The sequence below is a fragment of the Synechococcus sp. PCC 6716 genome, from assembly GCF_022570815.1.
Lineage (GTDB): Bacteria > Cyanobacteriota > Cyanobacteriia > Thermosynechococcales > Thermosynechococcaceae > Thermosynechococcus > Thermosynechococcus lividus.
The window spans coordinates 130242-151709 of sequence record NZ_JAKLTU010000001.1; the positions used below are offsets into that span (position 1 = coordinate 130242).

The 21468-nt window shown below is 53.3% G+C and carries 22 protein-coding genes, 1 tRNA gene and 1 pseudogene; 14 read left to right on the forward strand and 10 right to left on the reverse strand.

Features of this window, described 5'->3' with window-relative positions:
* Positions 1-99 precede the first annotated feature (99 nt).
* Together L5220_RS00655 and L5220_RS00660 are read left to right on the forward strand one after the other, a co-directional pair.
* A complete protein-coding gene (locus tag L5220_RS00655; protein WP_499570980.1) occupies positions 100-306 on the forward strand; it encodes a hypothetical protein in 207 nt (68 codons plus the stop codon).
* A 145-nt stretch (positions 307-451) separates the two neighbouring features.
* Entirely contained in the window at positions 452-1042 is a 591-nt protein-coding gene (locus L5220_RS00660; protein WP_448524456.1) for a chromophore lyase CpcT/CpeT, read from the forward strand.
* Here the strand turns inward: L5220_RS00660 and lgt are convergent.
* From lgt to rpmI, 3 genes are read right to left on the reverse strand one after another with little or no spacing between them, the layout of a single operon-like run.
* Positions 1039-1845: a prolipoprotein diacylglyceryl transferase gene (lgt, locus tag L5220_RS00665; RefSeq protein WP_448514806.1), complete on the reverse strand. Its 807-nt coding sequence runs from the start codon at positions 1843-1845 to the stop codon at positions 1039-1041. The two genes, L5220_RS00660 and lgt, sit on opposite strands and share 4 nt — an antisense overlap.
* 19 nt (positions 1846-1864) lie before the next feature.
* A complete protein-coding gene (gene rplT, locus L5220_RS00670) occupies positions 1865-2224 on the reverse strand; it encodes a 50S ribosomal protein L20 (RefSeq protein ID WP_448514807.1) in 360 nt (119 codons plus the stop codon).
* A 35-nt stretch (positions 2225-2259) separates the two neighbouring features.
* On the reverse strand, positions 2260-2457 hold the full coding sequence (rpmI, locus tag L5220_RS00675) for a 50S ribosomal protein L35 (RefSeq protein ID WP_099798670.1): 198 nt from the start codon (positions 2455-2457) through the stop codon (positions 2260-2262).
* Positions 2458-2529: 72 nt separating this feature from the next.
* Between rpmI and L5220_RS00680 the strand changes: the two genes are divergently transcribed.
* The 3 genes from L5220_RS00680 (at position 2530) to L5220_RS00690 (ending at position 5837) form a co-directional block, all read left to right on the forward strand.
* Positions 2530-2928, forward strand: a complete 399-nt coding sequence (locus tag L5220_RS00680) for a hypothetical protein (RefSeq protein WP_099798669.1) — start codon at positions 2530-2532, stop codon at positions 2926-2928.
* Between the two features lie 11 nt (positions 2929-2939).
* Positions 2940-3671, forward strand: coding sequence for a photosystem II electron transport protein, Sll1252 family (locus L5220_RS00685; protein WP_499570982.1), 732 nt, complete (start codon positions 2940-2942; stop codon positions 3669-3671).
* 228 nt (positions 3672-3899) lie between these two features.
* Positions 3900-5837 carry a protein kinase domain-containing protein gene (locus tag L5220_RS00690; protein WP_499570984.1) on the forward strand — a complete coding sequence of 646 codons (1938 nt, stop codon included), beginning with the start codon at positions 3900-3902 and terminating at the stop codon, positions 5835-5837.
* Between the two features lie 9 nt (positions 5838-5846).
* Here the strand turns inward: L5220_RS00690 and L5220_RS00695 are convergent, their stop codons facing one another.
* Positions 5847-7181, reverse strand: coding sequence for a hemolysin family protein (locus tag L5220_RS00695; protein ID WP_448527367.1), 1335 nt, complete (start codon positions 7179-7181; stop codon positions 5847-5849).
* A gap of 247 nt (positions 7182-7428) precedes the next feature.
* Positions 7429-8982 carry a glycoside hydrolase family 3 N-terminal domain-containing protein gene (locus tag L5220_RS00700; protein ID WP_499570986.1) on the reverse strand — a complete coding sequence of 518 codons (1554 nt, stop codon included), beginning with the start codon at positions 8980-8982 and terminating at the stop codon, positions 7429-7431.
* 211 nt (positions 8983-9193) lie between these two features.
* Between L5220_RS00700 and L5220_RS00705 the strand changes: the two genes are divergently transcribed.
* The gene (locus tag L5220_RS00705; protein WP_448514356.1) at positions 9194-9337 is read left to right on the forward strand and encodes a nicotinate phosphoribosyltransferase; all 144 of its coding nucleotides are present in this window, start codon (positions 9194-9196) and stop codon (positions 9335-9337) included.
* 8 nt (positions 9338-9345) lie between these two features.
* On the opposite strand, the gene L5220_RS00710 is transcribed toward L5220_RS00705, so the two are convergent.
* Both L5220_RS00710 and sat read right to left on the reverse strand, forming a co-directional pair.
* Positions 9346-9879 carry a TolB family protein gene (locus L5220_RS00710; protein WP_499570988.1) on the reverse strand — a complete coding sequence of 178 codons (534 nt, stop codon included), beginning with the start codon at positions 9877-9879 and terminating at the stop codon, positions 9346-9348.
* A 616-nt stretch (positions 9880-10495) separates the two neighbouring features.
* Positions 10496-11692: a sulfate adenylyltransferase gene (gene sat / locus L5220_RS00715; RefSeq protein WP_499570990.1), complete on the reverse strand. Its 1197-nt coding sequence runs from the start codon at positions 11690-11692 to the stop codon at positions 10496-10498.
* 67 nt (positions 11693-11759) lie between these two features.
* On the opposite strand from sat, the gene L5220_RS00720 reads away from it, so the two are divergent.
* A complete protein-coding gene (locus tag L5220_RS00720) occupies positions 11760-12698 on the forward strand; it encodes an alpha/beta fold hydrolase (protein WP_499570992.1) in 939 nt (312 codons plus the stop codon).
* Positions 12676-13707, forward strand: a complete 1032-nt coding sequence (locus tag L5220_RS00725; protein ID WP_448514352.1) for a WD40 repeat domain-containing protein — start codon at positions 12676-12678, stop codon at positions 13705-13707. Before L5220_RS00720 ends, L5220_RS00725 begins: the two co-directional genes overlap by 23 nt.
* On the opposite strand, the gene sufB is transcribed toward L5220_RS00725, so the two are convergent.
* Positions 13704-15140 carry a Fe-S cluster assembly protein SufB gene (gene sufB / locus L5220_RS00730; RefSeq protein WP_099798659.1) on the reverse strand — a complete coding sequence of 479 codons (1437 nt, stop codon included), beginning with the start codon at positions 15138-15140 and terminating at the stop codon, positions 13704-13706. The genes L5220_RS00725 and sufB overlap by 4 nt on opposite strands.
* 183 nt (positions 15141-15323) lie before the next feature.
* Here sufB and sufR point away from each other — a divergent pair, with 183 nt between their 5' ends.
* The 5 genes and pseudogenes from sufR to L5220_RS00755 all read left to right on the forward strand — a co-directional run bounded on the left by sufR (position 15324) and on the right by L5220_RS00755 (position 20542).
* Positions 15324-15989 (forward strand): iron-sulfur cluster biosynthesis transcriptional regulator SufR, encoded by a 666-nt coding sequence (gene sufR / locus L5220_RS00735; RefSeq protein WP_448514351.1) that lies wholly within the window; start codon positions 15324-15326, stop codon positions 15987-15989.
* Positions 15990-16098: 109 nt separating this feature from the next.
* Entirely contained in the window at positions 16099-16890 is a 792-nt protein-coding gene (gene cobM, locus L5220_RS00740) for a precorrin-4 C(11)-methyltransferase (protein ID WP_499571439.1), read from the forward strand.
* Between the two features lie 83 nt (positions 16891-16973).
* Positions 16974-17147 (forward strand): annotated as a pseudogene (locus L5220_RS00745) (RNA-guided endonuclease TnpB family protein); the annotation flags it as partial.
* 158 nt (positions 17148-17305) lie between these two features.
* Positions 17306-18748, forward strand: a complete 1443-nt coding sequence (gene gnd, locus L5220_RS00750; protein ID WP_499570994.1) for an NADP-dependent phosphogluconate dehydrogenase — start codon at positions 17306-17308, stop codon at positions 18746-18748.
* 30 nt (positions 18749-18778) lie between these two features.
* Complete coding sequence (locus L5220_RS00755; RefSeq protein WP_499570996.1) at positions 18779-20542, forward strand: ABC transporter ATP-binding protein; 1764 nt, start codon at positions 18779-18781, stop codon at positions 20540-20542.
* A gap of 8 nt (positions 20543-20550) precedes the next feature.
* Here the strand turns inward: L5220_RS00755 and L5220_RS00760 are convergent, their stop codons facing one another.
* Complete coding sequence (locus L5220_RS00760; RefSeq protein ID WP_257790497.1) at positions 20551-20682, reverse strand: hypothetical protein; 132 nt, start codon at positions 20680-20682, stop codon at positions 20551-20553.
* Positions 20683-20818: 136 nt separating this feature from the next.
* Here L5220_RS00760 and nrdR point away from each other — a divergent pair, with 136 nt between their 5' ends.
* Positions 20819-21301, forward strand: coding sequence for a transcriptional regulator NrdR (gene nrdR / locus L5220_RS00765; RefSeq protein WP_099798657.1), 483 nt, complete (start codon positions 20819-20821; stop codon positions 21299-21301).
* A 92-nt stretch (positions 21302-21393) separates the two neighbouring features.
* Here nrdR and L5220_RS00770 read toward each other — a convergent pair.
* Positions 21394-21466, reverse strand: a tRNA-Val gene (locus L5220_RS00770).
* Positions 21467-21468: the final 2 nt, after the last annotated feature.

Here is a 21468-nt window from a genome sequence, read left to right on the forward strand (position 1 = left end):
GACAGACCTTTACAATCCGCACTGCAAGCTCAAACGCCCTTTCCCGTATATCCTTCATTTACTTTTTCCTTTTACCTTTTTCCTTTTAAGACGGTTTTGGTGGCGGCTGCAAGTCGCGGTATTGGACTTGCGGTTGCAGGCCATTTGGTGGATCAGTGCGATCGCCTATTGGCGGTGTCCCSCACTTCGGCTCCGGTAGGCGAATGGGTACAGGCAGATCTATCTAACTTGGCAGGCATAGAAACGGTGGTCGACGCGATCGTAGATGAAGTCTTAGATATGCTGTTGTATATGGACGGAATCTAGGAAACCCACGCACTGACTCCTCAGTATCGCTTTGAAGTAATTGCCGTCAACTTAGTGGCACCCATTCGGTTAGTACGGGATCGTTGAGCAAGAGTCCCAATTCGGCTACTGTGAATGAAGGACACCGTTACTTGATAGCTGCTGCATGAGCCACGCCACCGATGTGTTGACCCTTGGCCGTTGGATGGCCGCCGATTTTAGCAATCAAGCCCAAGCCTTTGAAAATCCGCCTTTTTATGCCCATATTCGCGTATGTATGCGACCGTTGCCTAGGGGCGTGCTAGAGGGAATTGGGCTGTACGTTGAGCAAGCCTACGACTATCTGCTGGGGGTACCCTACCGCACGCGAGTGTTGGAACTTCTGCCCGCTGAGGATCACATTGTCATTAAAAACTATGTGCTTAAGGACGAGAAGCGCTTTTTCGGCGCCGCCCGCGATCGCCAACGCTTAGCGCAATTAAGCGCCGATGACCTAGAGTTGCTGTGCGGTTGTAATATGCTCACCTACTGGACTGGGCATAGCTTCCGTGGGGAAGTAGAACCCGGTAAGGCCTGTAAAGTGGTGCGCAAAGGCCGCGATACCTATCTGGATAGTACATTTGAAATTGATGGCGATCGCTTTATCAGCCATGATCGCGGTCGGGATCCTAACACCGATGAACACGTTTGGGGGTCTGTAGCAGGTCCATTTCACTTTGTGCGTTGGCAAAGCTTTGCCGAGGAAGTAGTCGCCTAATGCGACTGCCAGTCCGGCAAGGTTTTTCCTTGGCTGTAGAGACGAAATAACCCCCACACACCTAGGGCGATCCATGCCAAACTGACCACTTGAGCAATGCGCAGCGGCCCCAGCATCAGGCTATCTAAGCGTAAGCCTTCAATCCAAAAGCGGCCAAGGCTGTAGGCAATAGCGTAGGTCAGCAGCAGCGTGCCTGGCTTTTGGTAGCGGGGCTGGCCAAACAACCACAGCAGCAGGGCAAATACCGCTAGGTTCCAGAGGGATTCGTAGAGAAACGTCGGATGGTAATAGGCCTCTGCCAGTAACCCCGGCGGGCGGTGGTGGGCAGGAATGTACAGTTTCCACGGTAAATCTGTGGGGGCACCAAAAGCTTCGGAGTTAAAAAAATTGCCCCAGCGGCCAATGGCTTGCCCCAAAATCAAAGAGGGGACAATGACATCCCCTATTTGCCAGAAGGAGAGCCGTCGCCAGTAAGTAAATAAGGCCATTGCTGCCATTCCCCCCAAGATGGCACCGTGAATGGCAATCCCACCGCGCCAAATCTGAACTACTTGATCAAGGTGTTCTTGGTAATAAGCCCAGTTAAACGCAACGTAGTAAAGGCGCGCCGCTGGAATAGCACCGATAACCAACCAAATGGCTAAATCGGCAATCACATCGGGATCCAGTTGCCGCTGCCGAGCGAGGCGCTGACTGAGCCAAATACCAATAAAAACAGCAACGGCAATTAGCAAGCCATACCAACGGAGGGAGATTACCCCCAGATTCAGCATGGCACCGGGGGACTGAAAAGCGGCAATCATGCCCCAACTACCTCGTGAGTCAAGGAGTTGAAGTGGAGCGGGCAGTGCTAATCACTGTTGCAAAGGCATCGGCATCGAGCACGGCAAGCTGTGCCAGCATTTTGCGGTTGAGTTGAATATCGGCCTTTTTGAGGGCGCCAATGAGTTGGCTATAGCTCATGCCGTGTTGCCGCGCCGCTGCATTAATGCGGGCGATCCACAGTCGCCGGAAGTCCCGTTTCCGCCGCCGGCGATCGCGATAGGCGTTGCACAGCGCCTTCATTACCACCTGATTAGCGGTGCGGAATAATTTGGAGTGGCCAGCTCGATAACCTTTGGCTAGCTTGAGAATTTTTTTACGCCGTTTGCGGGCAACGTTACCCCGTTTAACCCTTGCCATACGTTAATCCTTCATGATAGGGAGCCGAGTGTGTTTTAAGCGTAGGGCAACATCAACGAGACCCGCTCAAAGTCCCGTTCGTCCACCAGCGCTTTTTGGGAGAGGCGATTTTTGCGATCGCTCCCCTTGTGCTCAAGTAAATGATTTTTATTGGCCTTGCGGCGGATAAATTTKCCACTGCCGGTGGCTCGAAAACGCTTGGCGGCAGAACGACGAGTTTTCAGCTTTGGCATAGCCTTGCCCTATTTTAGACACAGCTTTCTAGTGTACTATTTTGAGAAGAGTTTTGGCAAGATTGCGCCCCCATGGAACTGCGGTTTATTCCCGTTGAAGAATTTTACTTTGCCTTGACATTAGCCGTGCGCACCCTCGAAGACATCGGTGATGCAGCCTTGGTCGAGCAGATGCGATCGCGCCTTCAGGAGCGGTTTGGCCAAGCTTCAACCGTAGCGGCAGGACGGCAAAACACCTTTAATTATGTGTTTCGAGTTGAGGGGGTCGATAACAGCCCGGCCTCCCAGCTTGTGATCTCCATTGCAGATTGGCAGGGCAAAATTCGCCTGAGCAGTGACTACGGCTGGAGTTTAGACCCCCAGCGCAAAACCATTCGCACCGAGAAGTTTAGCGATCGCCCCCGGTTTTGCCAGCAGCTGAAGCACTATCTAGCGCAGTGGCTGGATGTACCGCAGATCACAACTCTTTAGGTGGAAGAATTATGTCGGCGATCGCGGCACTGGTTGATACAGCGCTTAAAACGTGGTCAGTCCTCCATACCCCCTTTCTGCCGCCGGATGAGCTAGCAGCGGTGCTGACTGACATCGGGCAGCGGGTCGATGTCCATGCTCAGCCCTGGGGTGGGTATCCCCAAGCAGAGCGCTGCCGGTTGGCGATCGCCCCTGCGGAGCTATCCCTAGACAATCAGCGTCCTCCCCTAGCCTTGGTGCGCATTAGCGGTAACTTTCTGTTTGACCCCGCCACCTATATCGATTTTGAGTCAGCCCTAGAGGCAGCGGGTGTAGCTGCTGATGACTACGGTGATATTATTCTTTTAGGAGAGCGAGGTGCGCAAGCAATTGTCAACCCCGACAGCCTTCCCTTAATCACTACCGCACTCAAGCAGGTTCGCACAGTGCCTGTAACCGTTGACCCCTGTCCTTGGGATCAATTGGCCGTTGCGCCGCCGCAAACCAAGCATCTCACCACCGTCGAAGCTTCCCTGCGCCTCGATGCCGTTGCCTCAGCTGGATTTGGCCTCTCCCGCAGCAAAATGAGTGAATGGATTAGCAGTGGTATGGTGCGCGTCAACTGGCACGTTGTGCAGCACCCCCGGTATGCCGTCAAAGTGAACGACCTCATCACTATTCGAGGTAAAGGCAGACTCGTGATCCAAGGGATTCAAACCACAAAGAAAAATCGCTATCGTCTTGAAATGGAGCGCACCCGTTGATCCGGCTTCTGTTCTGAGGATGGGGATGTCCGGTGTCACCTACCCCCGACACTCATCTTCATTGAGTAAATACAATTCACACATACAGTGCGGCACTTCCCGCCGATTTAGCTCAGTCGTTAAAATCGTTTATGGATGCATCAGTGACGTAAAAATGCCGCAAGCATTGCCCTACCAAAACACACCGCAATCGAGTCAAGAGGTGCCCCAGCCTCACTTTTTGAAGGTATGGGTTGCCTATCTCCTGTGGTGCTTGAGTTTATTTGGTCTCTGAATCATGCCAGCATTTTACTGGCAGCGATTGGTCTGCTTTTATGTAATCTGTCGGCAGCGCCTGTGGCCTATTGCTTAAACCCAGAATGTCCGCGCCCCCAAAATCCGGATACAGGGCATTTCTGTCTTGCTTGCGGCACAACCTTAGCCTTAAGCGATCGCTACGTGGCACAGCGACTCCTAGGCCGCGGCGGCTTTGGGCGGACGTTTCTGGGGGTGGATCGTCAGAAGCCCTCTCACCCGCCCTGCGTCATTAAGCAATTGCATCCCGAAGGGGGGAACCTGTCGCCAAAAGCGGTGGAGTTATTTGCCCAAGAGGCACACCGCCTCGAAGAACTGGGTCCCCATCCCCAAATTCCGGATCTTTACGCCTACTGCCAACAGGAGCAGCGACAGTACATTGTGCAAGAGTTTATTGATGGTGAGGATCTGGCGGCTCGGTTAGCGCGGCAAGGGTGTTTTACCCCCCTAGAAATTCTTGAGTGCCTCAAGAGTTTGCTCCCGGTTCTAGCGTTTATCCACCAAGGCCAGGTCATTCACCGCGACATCAAACCAGAAAATATTCTACAACGGCGCTCCGATGGCTTGCTGCTGCTGGTGGACTTTGGTGCTGCGAAGCTGGCCGCCACTGGCACCGAGGGACTGCCGGGAACCCGCATCGGCAGCTTGGGCTTTACAGCACCGGAACAGTTGATGGGGAAGGCAGTGTTTGCCAGTGATCTCTACAGTTTGGGGGCGACGTGTCTGTACTTACTGACGGGAATTGCGCCCCATCTGCTCTACGATCCAACCACAGAGACCGTTGACTGGCGCAGCCACGGGAATGGGTTCCAAGTGCCTGCTGCCCTAGGGGAGGTCTTAGATCGGCTGGTAGCTCCCTCGCTAAAGCTGCGCTTTGACAGTGCTGTTACGGTATTGCAGCGGCTACAAGAGCTTGAACCAATGCTGCGGCCATGGTTCAACAAGCAGCCCCTACCCCTAAGGACGGGGGGATGGTGTTGCCGTTGGCGTGTTCAAGGGGTACCTAGTGCCGTGCGATCCTTAGGCTGGGCGCGAGGATGCCTAGTCGCCGGTAGCGATCGCGCCGATGTGGTGGCCTTTGCCGCCAACACAGGTGACGTGGTGTGGCAGAGTCGGCACGCCCCAGCATGGGTACCGCGTATGGCCATGGCAGAGCCAACGGTTGTCAAGCATCTCGCAACCCACCCTGAGAGCGGCTACCTGGCTAGTGCCGGGAGCGACCCACTGATTCACCTGTGGGAGGTGGCCACTGGCAAGCTGTTGCGAACCTTACGGGGGCACACCGCACCCGTTTTAGGGATACAGTTTACGCCGGATGGGCAAGGGCTACGCAGTTTTGGCAGCGATCGCCAACTCCTAGAGTGGGCTGTGCACAAAAATAGCCCCCAACGCTCGGTAGCGTTAGACGAATTAAGCCACATCCCGCAAGCGATAGGCTGGTCGGAGGATGCCGCACTTCTAGCGATCGCCACCCCCCAAAGCGTCCTCTTCGTTAACGCAGTGGCAGGGTGTTTTCTCGCGGGGTGGGAACTGCCTATTCCCAATGTACAAACCCTATGCTGGGCACCCCAGGGCACAGAAGTGCTCCTTGAATTAGGGGATGGCCGCTGGCAACACTGGCAAGTGAACCCGCCAACACAACTGGCCGAGTTGGAACCACTGGAGGATACCTTTAAGGGGGTGGGGGTGTGGTGCGATCGTGGGATATTGCGCGGCGATCGCCAAGGGGTGGTGTATCGCTATGCCGCTAACACACTACAGGAAGCTTGGGACACAGGCTGCACCGACATCACCTGTATGGCTGTTCAGGGAACTGCGATCGCGATCGCAACGGCGCAGGGAACTGTAGCTGTATGGGAGCAGTTGCGCTAACTTGCCGCCCTAATCCTGATGATCCTGTTCATCCTGTGGGTCGTCCTCCCCCAACAGTTCGCTCACCAACACCTTATCAACGCGGTTGCCGTCCATATCCACCACTTCAAACCGTAGTCCATCGGTTTCGATGTAATCCCCAGATTGGGGGATACGGCCAAAGAGGGTAATAATCAACCCCCCAAGGGTGTGGTAATTAGCACTCTCTTCTTCTGGCAACGTCTCTCGCCGCAGGAGTTCCTTCAGTTCATAGGCCGAGAGCAAGCCATCCAACAACCACGAGCCATCTTCGCGTTGAATAATCTGGGGTTCTTCCCCTTCCTCATGGCGGAGGCTGCCGACAATTGCTTCAATCAAGTCATTCAGGGTCACTAGTCCCTCAATGCCGCCGTACTCATCGGTGATCAGAGCCATGTGCTGACTGGACTGGCGAAATAACTCGAGGACATCAAGCGCGCGACGACTTTCAGGCACAAACAGGGCAGGCTGCAACAGTTCCTTCAGGTTCACCTCCTGCTGGGTGAGCCGTGCCGCTAGGAAATCCTTTGCAGAAATAATACCAAGGCACTGGTCAATCGTTTCCTCGGCCACTGGAAAGCGGGAGTGAAACGTCCCCAGAATCTCTGCTTCAATTTCCTCAATCGGGGACTCAATATCTAGCCAGACAATATCGGTGCGTGGGGTCATCATGGATTGAATAGGGCGATCGCCGAGGTTGAAAATGCGCGCCACCATATCCTGTTCCGCCACTTCAAACAACCCCGCCTGTGCGCCTTGCTCAATCAACACCTTAATTTCATCTTCGGTGACGGTTTGTTCTGCGGTTGTGGAAATTCCCAACACTTGCAGAATACCGTCGGTAGATACACTCAGGAGATGGACAATCGGGGCAGCCAATTTCGTGAGCCACATCATTGGCTTGGCAATGTTACAGGCAATCACTTCGGGATAGGTCATGGCAATGCGCTTGGGGACTAGCTCGCCAATCACCAACGAAAGATAGGTAATGCCCGTTACCACAATGGCAATGCTCAAGGGCTGACTGTACTGCCCCAGCCATGGCACCGGAGCCAGTGCCCCCTCTAACCGCTGGGCAAGGGTTGCCCCTCCCACTGCACCACTGAGAATGCCAATGAGGGTAATGCCAATTTGCACTGCCGAGAGAAAACTATTGGGCGCATTGGCCAGCTTCAGAGCAACTTTAGCTTTGCGTTTCCCGCGCTTTGCCAACTGTTCAAGACGGATTTTACGAGCGGAGACAACGGCAATTTCAGCCCCTGCAAACACGCCATTCGCAATGATGAGCAGCAGCACGAACAACACTTCAAGGCTAGCGGCAGACATCCCAGTTACTCTTCTAGAGATACCACCAGAGTAAACGTTCCTCTACAGCATTGTTGGTGCTCAGGAGGACTTGAGGCACTGCTACATCTGCTGCCGATGTCTATCTCCATGATGCTCTAAGGGGATCTCCTCTGCCAGATTTGCTATAGCAGTCAGGATACTGGAATCTTCGAGTCTCTACAAGGGGTACTTTCAAGCCAGTTCAGTGTGGCTGCGATGTAACATTCCAGTGCAGAAGGCTGCCCCACTAGCCTGCAAGAGCTTGCAGGGCGATGGCTTGGGCAGCGGGTGAGTGACCATAGCTAAACACCCTTGGCAGGTTGGCTGGCAATGCACCAGTGAGTTCTCTATAGACATAGGGGCTGCCATAGACTACTAACGCTGCCACTGCCCCTTGCTGTTGCAAATGCTGGAGAGTGGCGATCGCGCTCGTGCTGAGTCCAGCGTTGCCGCGAAAGGGATTGCCGCGACTAAATACTTGCACAAGGGTAGGTTTAGCCGCTACGGCGGTAATGGCATCCACGGGCGTGAATTGATCGATGACCAGTCGTTCTTGAAAGCCCCACTGGGGGGGAAGGGTGAGGGCAGGGCAGGTGCGGGGTAAAAAACTGCTTCGCAGGGCATCATCCACAATCAGGCAGTTCACCCCAAGGGGCACCGCTAAGAGTTCTTTGCCGGCGCGCTGTAAGCTTTCCTCTTGGATGGCGGTTGCAATGGCCACCGCAGGCGTGGTCTGGCAGTAGTCTAAATCAATCGCTAGGTTATGCAAACGAGCTTTTGCCTTTTGGATGCGCTGCAGCGAGGCCTGAATCCTGTCTGGGGAGATCCGCTCCGACTCCACTGCTGCTACCACCGCCGCAATGGCGGCAGGCGGATCTGGGGGCATCAGTAAAATATCGGCACCCGCTTCCACGGCTTTGACGGCGGCGGCGGCGGTGCCATAGGTATTGGCGATCGCCCCCATCACCAGCGCATCGGTGACAATTAACCCCTCAAACCCCATCTTTTGGCGCAGAATTCCCGTCAAGATGGCAGATGAGAGTGTGGCTGGATACTCTGCATCCAAGGCGGGTAAGAGTACATGGGCACTCATAACACTATCTACCCCGGCGGTAATGGCCGCTTCAAAGGGAGGCCATTCAATGACGTCAAGGCGATCGCGATCGTGGGGGAGGACTGGCAGTTCTAAGTGGGAATCGGTGGCGGTATCGCCATGCCCCGGAAAATGCTTCGCCGCCGTGAGAACTGGGAACTGACGGGCACCACGAATAAAGGCTTGGGCAAGGGCACTCACCAAGGCTGGGGTTTCCGCAAAGGCGCGGACATTAATGACCGGATTAGCCGGATTATTATTGACATCCACCACCGGCGCTAACACCCAGTTCAGCCCCAAGGCAAGGGCTTCCGCTGCGGTAGAGGCTCCCATGGCCGTTGCCAGTTCAATGGCGCGATTTAGATCTCGCTGCGCAATTGCCCCTAATGCCGCTGGGGGCGGGAATTCCGTGGCACCACTAAAGCGTTGACCCACGCCTTCTTCAATATCAGCCGCTAGCAACAGCGGTAGGTTGACCCATCCTTGCAGTTGACGACAGCGCTCGGCCACTTCAACTGCACTGCCCCCCAAAAGGATCACACCCCCTACCCCTAACTCTTGCACCCATGTCTGGAGGGTGGTGGCATCGGGTTCCCAAGCCGGATACTGAATCTGGCGATCGTAGCGATAACCACTGGCTCGCACCACCACCATTTGCGCAACCTGCTGGGCAAGGGAGAGATGATCCCATACGTTCAAATTTGTCATGTAGGATGGCACTCAATCAGTGTTGGACTCCTAGCGTACAACCGCTGTTTTATTCTACCGCCGAGCCGCACGAAACATAACACAATACTCTTTTACATATCAATACCTTCCTTAGGGAAGTTATCAACAATTATCTCAGCCCTTCTCAGCAACGGGGATCGATTTTCTATAGTAAAAGTAGAGCGTGAATTGCTTGCTTAGGAGTTGACCTATGTTGAAATCATTACGACAAAAACTACAGGGGATGATGGAGTTCTTGATGGAAGCCTTTGGGCGGATCTTTACCCCTCGCAATGACCATTATCCCTCCACTGGGGCGCAACCCTTTTCGGGAACTCGTCCCCGCAAAAGCTAGTTAATGTCTCAATTATCCGGTGCCACAGGTAGCGGAGAGCGTACACCGCGATCATAAATTTCAATGTTCCATTGACCATTACGGTCAGATTGGAAGCTCACAAAGCGGCCATCACCGCTAATTGCCGGCAATTGTACCTCTCCTTGCCAAGTGGCGGTAATAATGTCTTGCTGCCGCGTCAGGCGATCGTACACCACAATATCTGACCTGCCGCGGGCTTCTGAGCGAAACGCAATATAGCGACCATCACCACTAATACTTGGTTGATCTTGGACAATGCCCGGGCGGTTTAAGCCGGGCAAGGGGATCAGTTGCCGCTGCGCTACATCAAATAGAAAAATGGCACGATACCCGGGGCGATCGCTCACAAAGACGAGATAACGGCCATCATAGGAAAGCTGTGGTGATTCTTCGCGTGCCAAGGAATTCAAGCCACCACCCAAAGGTTCCGTGGGGAGTAATAGATAGCTACCGCCCCAACAGCCGCCTAATAATACCAGCAATAGCCCGTAAAAGAGCAGGTTAACACCATGTTGCAGCATAGGTTAAGGAATATAACAGATATTTAATTTCAACTTAACGTTTGGCAGATTCAAAACGGCTATGCTAACTTAAAAGTAGGCACAGTAAATAACAAGTTAACGACAAGAGTGAACTTAGAGCTTGTGCCGCCTCGCTCTTGGGTTCAGGATAAAGCAAGGCTACTGCAAGATAATTCAGCTCTATCTTGAGAGTTCTGTCTTGAGAGTAGTGTTCAACCCATGTAGTTCATGTCCACGATCACTGTTTCTTTTCATGCTTTGTCCAGCCTTGTCGTTTAGTGGTTGTTGCCGAAGTCCCCACATTGTTGCAAACAGGGAGGTTAAGGCAAGCTTAGCTAACTTTCAGTTAATAATAGTTGCTAGCACATTAAAGTACCGTCAACGTTGACACAGAGAGTACGCTGAAAGGCAGCCAAGAGTGCACGACTCCAAGCCTAATCGGTTAAGATGCGAAGAGGGGTCTGAGTTGTTACAAAAAGCCACATTTTGTCCACACTAGTTGTTGAGTAAAAACTATCGTTGCTAACAGCTGTAGGGGTCAGGTTGCCGTCAACTTGACCCCCTCGTTTTGCTAATGTCAGAGACGGAGGCAGTGTCCCCCACCCCCTGTGCTAGATCACAGAGCGCTCAGGTGCGGTTGTCGCATTGCCCGAGCCAGTTCAGCAGCCACCTCAGGGCGAGAAAATTCTGGAGGCGGCAGTTCACCCCGGCGTAACATTTCTCGCACTTTAGTGCCAGACAGATGGATCCGCTCCTCTGGTTTACTAGGGCTGGTTTTGCTTGTGGCCATAGACTGGGTGCGGGTGCAGTAGAAGGCGTGCTCAAATTTTAAGGGGACAATGCCAAGAGCTGCCGGATCAAATTCATCAAAGATGTGCTGGGCATCGTAGGTGCCATAGTAGTCCCCTACCCCCGCATGGTCGCGCCCCACAATAAAGTGAGTACAGCCGTAATTTTTACGAACAAGGGCATGGAAAATCGCTTCCCGCGGGCCAGCATAACGCATGGCAGCCGGGTTAATGGCTAAAATGACCCGATCCCGAGGATAGTAGTGCTCTAGCATAATTTCATAACAGCGCATCCGTACGTCCGCTGGGATGTCATCTTCCTTCGTTGCGCCGACAAGGGGATGCAGAAATAGGCCATCGACGATTTCTAGGGCGCATTTTTGGATGTATTCGTGGGCGCGGTGAATGGGGTTACGGGTTTGGAATCCCACAATGGTGCGCCAGCCTTTGCTGCGGAACAGGGCGCGGGACTCCACCGGATCGATACAGTAACTCGGAAATTGCGGGTGAGGGTGCCGCTCCAAGAGCCAAATTGGGCCGGCTAAATTCACCTCTCCCTGTTGATAGACAACGTTGACACCCGGATGTTTGTCGTCTTCTGTACGATAGACACAGCGGGCTTCGTGGCGTTTGTCGTAGGTATATTTTTCGGTCAGCTCGAGAATACCAAGAAACTCACCGGCGGCGTTGTCAAGGCGGATGGTCTGACCCAGCTCTAGGGGCGCGGCGACCTCAGCAGTAACAGAGAGGGTAATGGGAATTGACCACGGTAGGCCGTTCTCTAGGTACATCTCCGTAACCACCCGCTCGTAGTCCGCCTGTCCCATAAMCCCTGTCAAGGGGCTAAAGCCGCCAATGGCAATGAGTTCTAAGTCGGACACTGCCCGCTCGTCAAGGCGCACGCGCGGTAGCTGATCGGCGCGATCGCGCCAGTACTGCTTTTGTTCAGGGGACAGAATTCGATTCACCAAGATACCCCCATGGGGGGCGATCGCATCGTTTATTTCACTGACGTCGCTCAACATTAAACTCCTTGCGGTCGATCGTTGCAAAACTTCATAACATAGAAGTCATTATCGATGGGATAGGGGCATGAGACAACTAGCTGCGATCGCGTCCTACCGCTACGGCATTGAGCGCGACTGGTGCTGGCGGGGGTGGCAGAGCCGTTATAGCTTTTGGCAACCGCCGGTTCCATCTGACTATCCATTGTTGTTGCTGCACGGCTTTGGCGCTTCGCTACGGCATTGGCGACATAATTTACGAACCTTAGGCACGCATCACCCCACCTACGCCTTAGATTTAATGGGGCTAGGAGCCGCCGAAAAACCGATCGCCGCCTATAGTGCTGACTTTTGGGCAGCGCAGGTTCATGCCTTCTGGCAGCACCTCATCGGTAAACCCACCATTCTTATTGGCAATTCCATTGGCGCTCTCATTGCCTTGACCTGTGCCTACCGCTACCCCCAAATGGCGGCTGGGGTCGTGATGCTCAGCTTGCCGGATCCTGCCATCCGGGATGAGCTAATCCCGCGGGCGATCGCCCCTCTTGTGAACAGCATTGAGCGGCTCTTTACGGCTCAGTGGCTGCTGCGGGGGCTGTTTTATGCCGTCCGTCGCCCCGCTATTGTCAAACGGTGGGCACAACTGGCCTATGCCAACCCCACCTGTGTGGATGCCGAATTGCTCGAGATTTTACTCACCCCTGCCTACGATCGCCATGCCGATCGCGCCTTTGGCCAGATTATTCAGGCTATGACCCGCCCAAGCTTCGGCACCAGTGCTAAAATCATGCTGCAAGCCATACCACAGCCTTTACTATTAATTTGGGGGCAGCAGGATCGCTTCATTCCCCCCCAGCTTGCCACCCTATTCCAGCAGGTACATGCCAACCTACAATTAGTGAGACTAGCTGCGGCAGGGCATTGTCCCCACGATGAGCAGCCCACCGAAGTGAACCAGATCATTTTGGAGTGGCTGAGCACCTGCGTTTTGGAGGTTTCCCCCCATGACCAACAAACGAAGTTCTGAGATTGGTCTTCTCTTGGGCACCCTTGTGTTAAGTGCTGCGGTGGCTGGGGTGGCCTACTGGCAGTTAAGTACCCGCTGGACAGGGGATAACCCCGTCAGCCCCTCCACAGCACAGCCCTCACGATGGCAAAAAGTAGCACTGGCGATGACACTGCGGGGGCACGACGATGAAGTCAATGCCGTTGCCCTCAGCGGTGATTTACTCGTCAGTGGCGGCGACGATCGCGTCCTCCACTTTTGGAACCTAGCAACTGGGACAGAACTTGGGCAAGCCAGTGGCCATACTGACTGGATTTATGCCCTTGTCATCACACCCGATGGTCAAACGGTGATCAGTGGCAGTAAAGACAACTCCATTAAGCTTTGGAACACCGGCGATCGCCAACTGCGCCACACCCTCAGCGGTCACCGCGACTTTGTCAATGGCCTAGCCCTCACCCCCGATGGGCGTACCCTAGCCAGTGCCAGCTACGATCATACCGTCAAGCTCTGGAACCTGAGCACTCTCCAAGAAATTGCCACCCTAGGCGGCCACGACGGCATTATGCTCACCGTTGCCATTAGTAACGATGGCCGATTTTTAGCTACCGGTGGGGTCGATACCCAGATTCGCCTTTGGGATTTACAGGCGCAACGGCTGCTGCGCACCCTTGAAGGGCACACCAGTGACGTTAATAGCCTTGCCTTTACCCCCAACAACGCCCAACTTGTAAGCGGCAGCGATAAAGATGGCATTAAGGTATGGAACTTGACCACAGGCGAACTCGAACATCAGTTTTCCGCTGAAAGTGGTCAAGTCTTTAGCGTTGCGGTCAGCCCCGACGGCAGCACCATTGCCAGTGGCCATGGCGATCAAACCGTCAAGCTTTGGTCACTCTCCGGCGACCTGCTACGCACCCTCAAAGGTCACTCTGGATCCGTTTATAGCGTTGTGTTTGGCCAAGACCAACTGATCTCCGCCAGTGAGGATACCACCATTAAAGTGTGGCGAATTTTACCCGAAACCTAGCCCACACTGCCTTCGAGCTTCAAGCTGAGGAGGCGATCGGCTTCCACCGCAAACTCCATCGGCAATTGGTTAAAGACATCGCGGCAAAACCCACTAATCATCATTGAGACAGCATCCTCCGCCGAAATACCCCGCTGGGCAAAGTAGAATAGCTGATCCTCACCGATCTTGGATGTCGAGGCTTCGTGCTCCACTTGGGCGGTAGAGTTTTGTACTTGGATATAGGGAAACGTATTGGCACCAGAGTGATCACCGATCAGCATCGAGTCACACTGGGAATAGTTGCGCGCTCCCGCTGCTTTTGGGCCAATTTTCACCAAGCCACGGTAACTATTTGTAGAACGCCCCGCCGAAATGCCCTTAGACACAATGGTACTGCGGGTATTCTTGCCAATGTGAATCATTTTCGTACCAGTATCCGCCTGCTGACAGTGGTTGGTAAGAGCAACCGAGTAAAACTCACCCACAGAATTGTCCCCTACCAGAACACAACTGGGATACTTCCACGTAATGGCAGACCCTGTTTCCACCTGAGTCCAAGAGATCTTGGCGTTGCGCCCTAGGCATAGGCCGCGCTTCGTCACAAAGTTGTAGATGCCGCCTTTGCCATTTTCATCCCCAGCGTACCAGTTCTGAACCGTTGAGTATTTAATCTCAGCGTTATCGAGAGCGACCAACTCCACCACCGCCGCATGGAGTTGATTTGTGTCAAACATTGGTGCTGTGCAGCCTTCCAAGTAACTGACGTAACTTCCCTCCTCCGCAATAATGAGGGTGCGCTCAAACTGCCCTGACTCACCGTTGTTAATCCGAAAATAGGTGGACAGTTCCATCGGGCAGCGGGTGTGTTTGGGAATATACACAAACGACCCATCGGAAAATACCGCCGAATTAAGGGCGGCATAGAAGTTATCGCCAATGGGTACCACACTCCCCAAGTACTTCTGCACAAGGTCGGGGTACTCCTGTAGCGCTTCGGACATCGAACAGAAAATAACCCCCTGCTTGGCCAACTCTTCGCGAAAGGTGGTGGCCACCGAGACGCTATCAAAAATGGCATCCACGGCCACATTGGTCAGCCGCTTTTGCTCTGAGAGGGGAATACCCAGTTTTTCAAACGTCTCTAGCAGCACCGGGTCAACGTCCTCAAGGCTCTTGAGCTTCTCCTTTTGCTTTGGTGCCGAGTAATAGACAATATCTTGATAGTCAATGGGGGGATAGCTAACCCGCGGCCACGTTGGCTCAGTCATCTTGAGCCACTGCCGATAGGCTCGCAACCGGAACTCAAGCATAAACTCCGGCTCGTTCTTCTTGGCGGAAATGAGACGAATGACATCCTCGTTGAGACCACGAGGGATGCTATCTGTCTCAATCTGAGTCACAAAGCCGTATTTGTAAGGCTGGTTGACGAGGGATTGTACCGTTGCCGACATCGAGTGTTCTCTATGGGTGAAGAAGGGCAGAGTTTCGAGTATATTAAGCAACAAAAGGATTGCTTTATCTCTAGGACTAATTTAGCAATAAAATGGTTGTTTAAGTCAAGGGTTAGTTAGGGTTAGGGGTAATTCTCCTTGCGCAGACTTGGTCAACGGGTCGATCTGAGGATTGAAACAGCAGTGACTCTCACATCGGACACAAAACACGACATCTTACACTGTCTGCTCCGGGATGGGCACCTGAGCGCCCAAGAGTTAGCGGCGCAGTTGGCCATTAGCCCCCAAGCGGTGCGCCGTCATCTCAAGGAGATGGAAGCGGCGCAACTGGTGACCTACGACGTTTTGTCGGGGACAGTGGGTCGTCCTCAGTATCGCTATACCATTAGTGAAGCAGGGCGCGAGGAACTGCGGCAATTGCAGCGGCGGCAGCACACCAGTGGCTCTAAAGGCTTTGCCCTAGAGCTGTTAGAATCGGTGGCAGCCACGCTGGGGCCTGATCAGGTTCATGATGTTTTGCAGGTGGCATGGCGACGCAAGGCCATAGACTACCGCCAACAAATGGGGAATGGCTCCCTTTGCGAACGCCTCGCCCGATTGGTGGCACTGCGCCAACAGGAGGGGTACATGGCAGAATTTTACCCGGTGCATGAGGTCGGTCAGCCCCCCGCCTATCTCTTTACCGAATATAATTGCGCTATTTCAGCAGTGGCACAATCCTTTCCGGCAGTGTGCGATCACGAGTTGCAGATGTTTGCGATCGCCTTGGAAGACTGTGCCGTTGAGCGCACCCACTGGATTGTGGATGGCGAGCATCGCTGTGGTTACTTGATTCGTCCCCGCAGCTAGTTACTGGAGTTGCTCGAACCCAAGGATGAGATAGCCTGCACAAAACACATACCTCAGGCCATAAAATTCCTTAAGTTACAGAACGTCATTCAAGAGAGTATTTACGTTGATTGTTGAAAACGGTACTCAACCCAAGGCTGGTGTCTATTTTGTGGGGGCTGGGCCTGGAGATCCAGAATTATTAACCCTGAAGGGACAGCGCCTGATCCAGCAGGCAGATGTCATTCTCTATGCCGACTCCTTAGTGCCGAGTGGTATTTTGCAATTTGCAGCAGCAACAGCAACCTGTATCCCCACAGCAGCACTGACTCTCGAAGAGATCCTGCCACTGATGATTAGTGCCGTCGAAGCGGGCAAGGTGGTCGTGCGCTTACAATCGGGGGATCCCAGTCTGTACAGTGCGATTCACGAGCAAATTCAACGCTTAGCCGCTGCCGGTATTGAGGTGGAGGTGGTTCCCGGAATTAGTGCTTATCAGTTAGCTGCCGCTCGCCTGAAGGCAGAATTAACGCTGCCAGAGCTGGTGCAAACCATTATTCTTACCCGTGCTAGCGGTCGCACTCGCGTGCCTGCCGCTGAAGAGTTAGCGAGTTTAGCGGCTCATCAAGCTAGCCTGTGCCTTTATCTAAGTGCCAATTATGTCCAACGAGCACAACAACAGTTACTTGCTCACTACTCTCCTAACACCCTAGTGGCTATTGGTTATCGCTTAGGCTGGCCCGATGAGCAATTGTGGCTGGKGCCGTTGTCAGAGATGGCCAGCGTTAGCCAACAGCAACGGCTGACACGCACTACCCTATATTTGATTAGTCCTGCGTTAGCCGCCCAGCATGTCACACCGTTTCAAGGGCGATCCTGCCTTTACAGCCCTGAACATCATCACCTCTTTCGACCTGACTAAATGCTTTAGTACAGCATTAGGCATCAACACCGTCAGTAACATCTTCCCCGTTGCCAGCAAACAGGGCGTCCCAACCTCGTGCCATTGATGCTTCTGAGCGCTGGTTCCAACGTTGGGTGAACCACACTGTTTCCGAGCGCATCGTTGAAAGCGCAACGTCTCTTTCTGCCAGCATTGCACTAGAGGATTTAACAGGGATTCGAGAACGCACACACCAGCAACCTCGCACCAAAACTGAGCGGAGACGCAGTAACAGTGATGCGGACATGTGTCGATGCCTTCACCCTTTAAGGGGCATGGAAGTCCGCATCCTCTCAGTTCTGTGGGTAAAAGTTAACGTCTTCTTCCATTGCGTTCCCAGAGCTTCCGGCTATGGTGGAAATGATATTTGCCACTGCAAGCGCAGGACGAATTTATGTCACAGCAAGATTTTGGACTCATTGGCCTCGCTGTTATGGGGGAAAACCTTGCCCTCAACATCGAACGCAATGGTTTTTCAGTGGCCGTTTACAATCGTACCCCTGCCCGTACGGAGGCGTTTATGGCCGAACGCGCTGTTGGCCGTAAATTTAAGGCGACCTATACTCTCGAAGAATTTGTAGCCTCTCTCTCTCGGCCGCGGCGAATTCTGGCCATGGTGAAAGCAGGACAGCCGGTGGATGATCTCATTGCCCAACTCAAGCCCCTCCTTGAACCTGGAGACATTCTGATTGATGGGGGTAACTCGCTCTATACCGATACTGAGCGGCGAGGTGCTGAACTAGAGGCCGCAGGTCTGTGCTTTGTTGGTATGGGGGTTAGTGGCGGTGAAGCAGGGGCGCTCAATGGCCCTAGCCTCATGCCTGGCGGGAGTATCGATGCCTACAAGGCATTGGAGCCCATTTTGACGAAAATTGCGGCGCAAGTGGATGATGGCCCCTGCGTGACCTACATTGGGCCTGGGGGAGCAGGTCACTATGTGAAGATGGTGCACAATGGGATTGAGTATGGCGATATGCAACTTATTGCCGAAGCCTACGACCTCCTTAAGAATGTGCTGGGGCTGAATCATCAGCAACTCCACGAGGTGTTTAAGGAATGGAACGGCACTCCGGAACTCAATTCGTTTTTAATTGAAATTACTAGCCAGATTTTTACCTATATTGACCCTGAGACTCAACTGCCCTTGGTGGACGTGATTGTGGATGCGGCTGGTCAAAAGGGGACGGGTCGCTGGACGGTGGAAACGGCTCTTGATATGGGGGTGGCTATTCCAACGATCACTGCAGCGGTCAATGCCCGCATTATGTCGTCAATCAAGGCGGAGCGACTGGCCGCAGCACAACAGCTTCCAGGACCAAGTGCTAGCTTTAGTGGCGATGTGAATGCGTTTATTGATAAGATTCGCGATGCTCTCTACTGCTCAAAGATCTGCTCCTATGCCCAAGGGATGGCACTGATTGCCAAAGCCTCGCGGGAGTTGTTTGACAACCGCTTGAATTTGGGTGAAATTGCCCGCATCTGGAAAGGAGGCTGCATTATTCGCGCTGGTTTTCTGAACAAAATTAAGCAGGCCTATGATGAAAACCCTGATCTGCCAAACCTATTGCTGGCACCGGAGTTTAAGCAAACTATTCTGGATAAACAGGCAGCTTGGCGGGAGGTGATGCTGGAGGCTACTCGTTTAGGTATTGCTGCTCCAGCCTTTGGTGCGTCTTTAGAGTATTTTGATAGTTATCGGCGCGATCGCCTGCCGCAAAATTTGACCCAAGCGCAGCGCGACTTTTTTGGTGCCCACACCTATGAGCGCCTTGATAAGCCCGGCACATTCCACACCGAATGGGTGCCGATTCAAGAGTCTGCGCCGGTAACGAGCTAGGCTAAGATCATTGAGGGGAGTTGTTGGCCATTGCATCCGTTTGTTCGGCTACTACATCACACTCAACGCTATCAGCGACAGGTTGGGCTGGCCTCCCTGTATTCTATTCTTAACAAAATTTTTGATTTAGCTCCTCCGGTTCTCATTGGGATTGCGGTGGACTTGGTTGTGCAGCGGCAAGATTCCCTGTTTGCCCGCTGGGGTCTTGTGTCTCTTGAGCACCAACTCCTTGCTCTTGCCCTGATTTCCTTTATTATTTGGAGCCTTGAGTCGCTGTTTGAGTATGCCTATGCGCGGGCATGGCGCAATTTGGCACAGCAGATTCAGCACGATTTGCGCCTAGAAACCTACGCCCATGTCCAGGAGATGGATATGGCGTTTTTTGAGACCCACAGTAGTGGGCTACTCTTGGCGATTCTCAATGATGACATTAATCAGTTGGAACGCTTCCTTGATGGCGGGGCAAATGAAATCTTACAAGTGACGACCACTGTTATTGCCATTGGTGGGATTTTCGTTGTGCTGGCACCGACGGTGGCGTTTTGGGGGATGCTGCCGATGCCGTTTATCCTGTGGGGTTCGCTGGTATTTCAGCGGCGTTTAGCGCCGCGCTATGCGGATGTGCGCGAAAAGGCGGGGCGACTCAACGAACGCTTAGCAAATAATATTACCGGCATTCAAACCATTAAAAGTTTCACGGCTGAGCGCTATGAGCTGGAGCGACTGCGTATTGACAGTGATGCCTACCAGCAGAGTAACCGCCGTGCCATTCGCCTTAGTGCTGCCTATATTCCCCTGATTCGATTTGTGATTTTGTTTGGTTTTACGGGAACGCTAGTGCTGGGGGGCTTTGCGGCGTTTAACGGCCATCTTGATGTAGGGGCTTACAGTACGATGGTGTACCTGATTCAGCGCTTGCTGTGGCCTTTGACGCGTCTAGGGGAAACGCTGGATCAGTATCAGCGGGCGATGGCTTCTACGCAGCGGGTGTTGAATTTACTGGAGACCCCTATTGCCATTCGGACGGGCGATCGCCCCCTAGACCCATCTCGGGTGAAGGGAGAGGTGGCCTTTAGGGATGTGAGCTTTGCCTATGCTGGGCGCTCTGCTGTGCTCAAACATATTAACCTGACGATTCCCGCTGGGCAGACTGTGGCCATTGTTGGCTCCACTGGCTCTGGCAAAAGTACACTGGTGAAGTTGCTCCTGCGCTTTTACGAGGTGCAGCAGGGGTGTGTGTGTATTGATGGTATTGACATTCGCGAGTATCGCTTGCAGGWTTTACGAGCCGCTATTGGTTGGGTAAGTCAGGATGTGTTTTTGTTCCATGGCACTGTTTTTGAAAATATTGCCTACGGCACCTTTGATGCCACACTGACGGAGGTCATCCAAGCCGCCAAGATGGCGGAGGCGCACGAGTTTATTGAGCAATTGCCGCAAGGGTATGACACGGTGGTGGGGGAGCGGGGGCAAAAGCTCTCTGGGGGGCAACGTCAACGGTTGGCGATCGCCCGTGCCATTCTCAAGGATCCGCCTATTCTGGTGTTGGATGAGGCCACCTCAGCCGTGGATAACGAAACCGAAGCGGCGATTCAACGCTCCCTTGCCCACATTACTGAGCACCGCACGACGATCGCGATCGCCCATCGGCTCTCAACGATTCGCCATGCCAACTGTATTTACGTGATGGAACAGGGGAATATTGTCGAGCAGGGCACCCACGAAGCGCTACTTGCTCAGGAAGGACTGTACTACAGCCTTTGGCAATTGCAAACTGGGCAACTGATTTCGTAACTGATTGATTAGCGTGCAAAAAAGCCAACCACAATCAGGGGAATAAAAATTCCCAAGGCAACAATGAATAGAAGGGTTTCCGGTTCAATGTTAATGATGGCAGGTTGGCCGCTTTTTTTCGGAGGCTCAGAATTGGTCATGGTGTGATACCCGTGGTCTAGCTTCAGCGTAGCAAATCATGGTATTGCCCTATACCTTCTTAGGGCACCGAGAGAATCAGCTATGATACAAACAAGCCTTTGATGCGCTGCTCCTCCTCATTGTGGCTAAGTGCTTATGCAGTGTCCTTTTTGCAACCATACCGATAGTCGTGTGCTAGAGTCCCGTTCCGCAGAAAGTGGGCAAAGTATCCGGCGGCGACGGGAGTGTCTAGAATGTGGGCGACGCTTTACCACCTACGAGCGCATTGAATTTGTCCCTATTATTGTCATTAAGCGGGATGGCAATCGTGAATCGTTTGATCGCTCGAAGCTATTGCGGGGGATCATGACCGCCTGTGGTAAAACCAATGTCCCACAACAGCAAATTGAAGCCCTTGTGGACGATATTGAGGCGGAATTGCAATTGCGATCGCGGCGCGAAGTAAGCAGTAGCGAACTCGGAGAAGCAACTCTCCAGCGTCTGCGACAGATTAGTGAAGTCGCTTACGTACGGTTTGCCTCGGTCTATCGTCAATTTCAAGGCATTAGTGATTTTGTCGAAGAGTTAGCCCACTTGCAGCAAAGTTCTCCCGAGTTGCCAGCCCTTGTGCAGCGCTGAGTGCGCCTACCAAAAATCCGTCGCAGTGCTCTGCCTATACTGCGTTGGGCGAGCAGTACCTGATAGGAGCTTAACTTCAGATTGTTTGTGTATGGGCGGTGAGGGACTCGAACCCCCGACAGCCTCGGTGTAAACGAGATACTCTACCAACTGAGTTAACCGCCCAC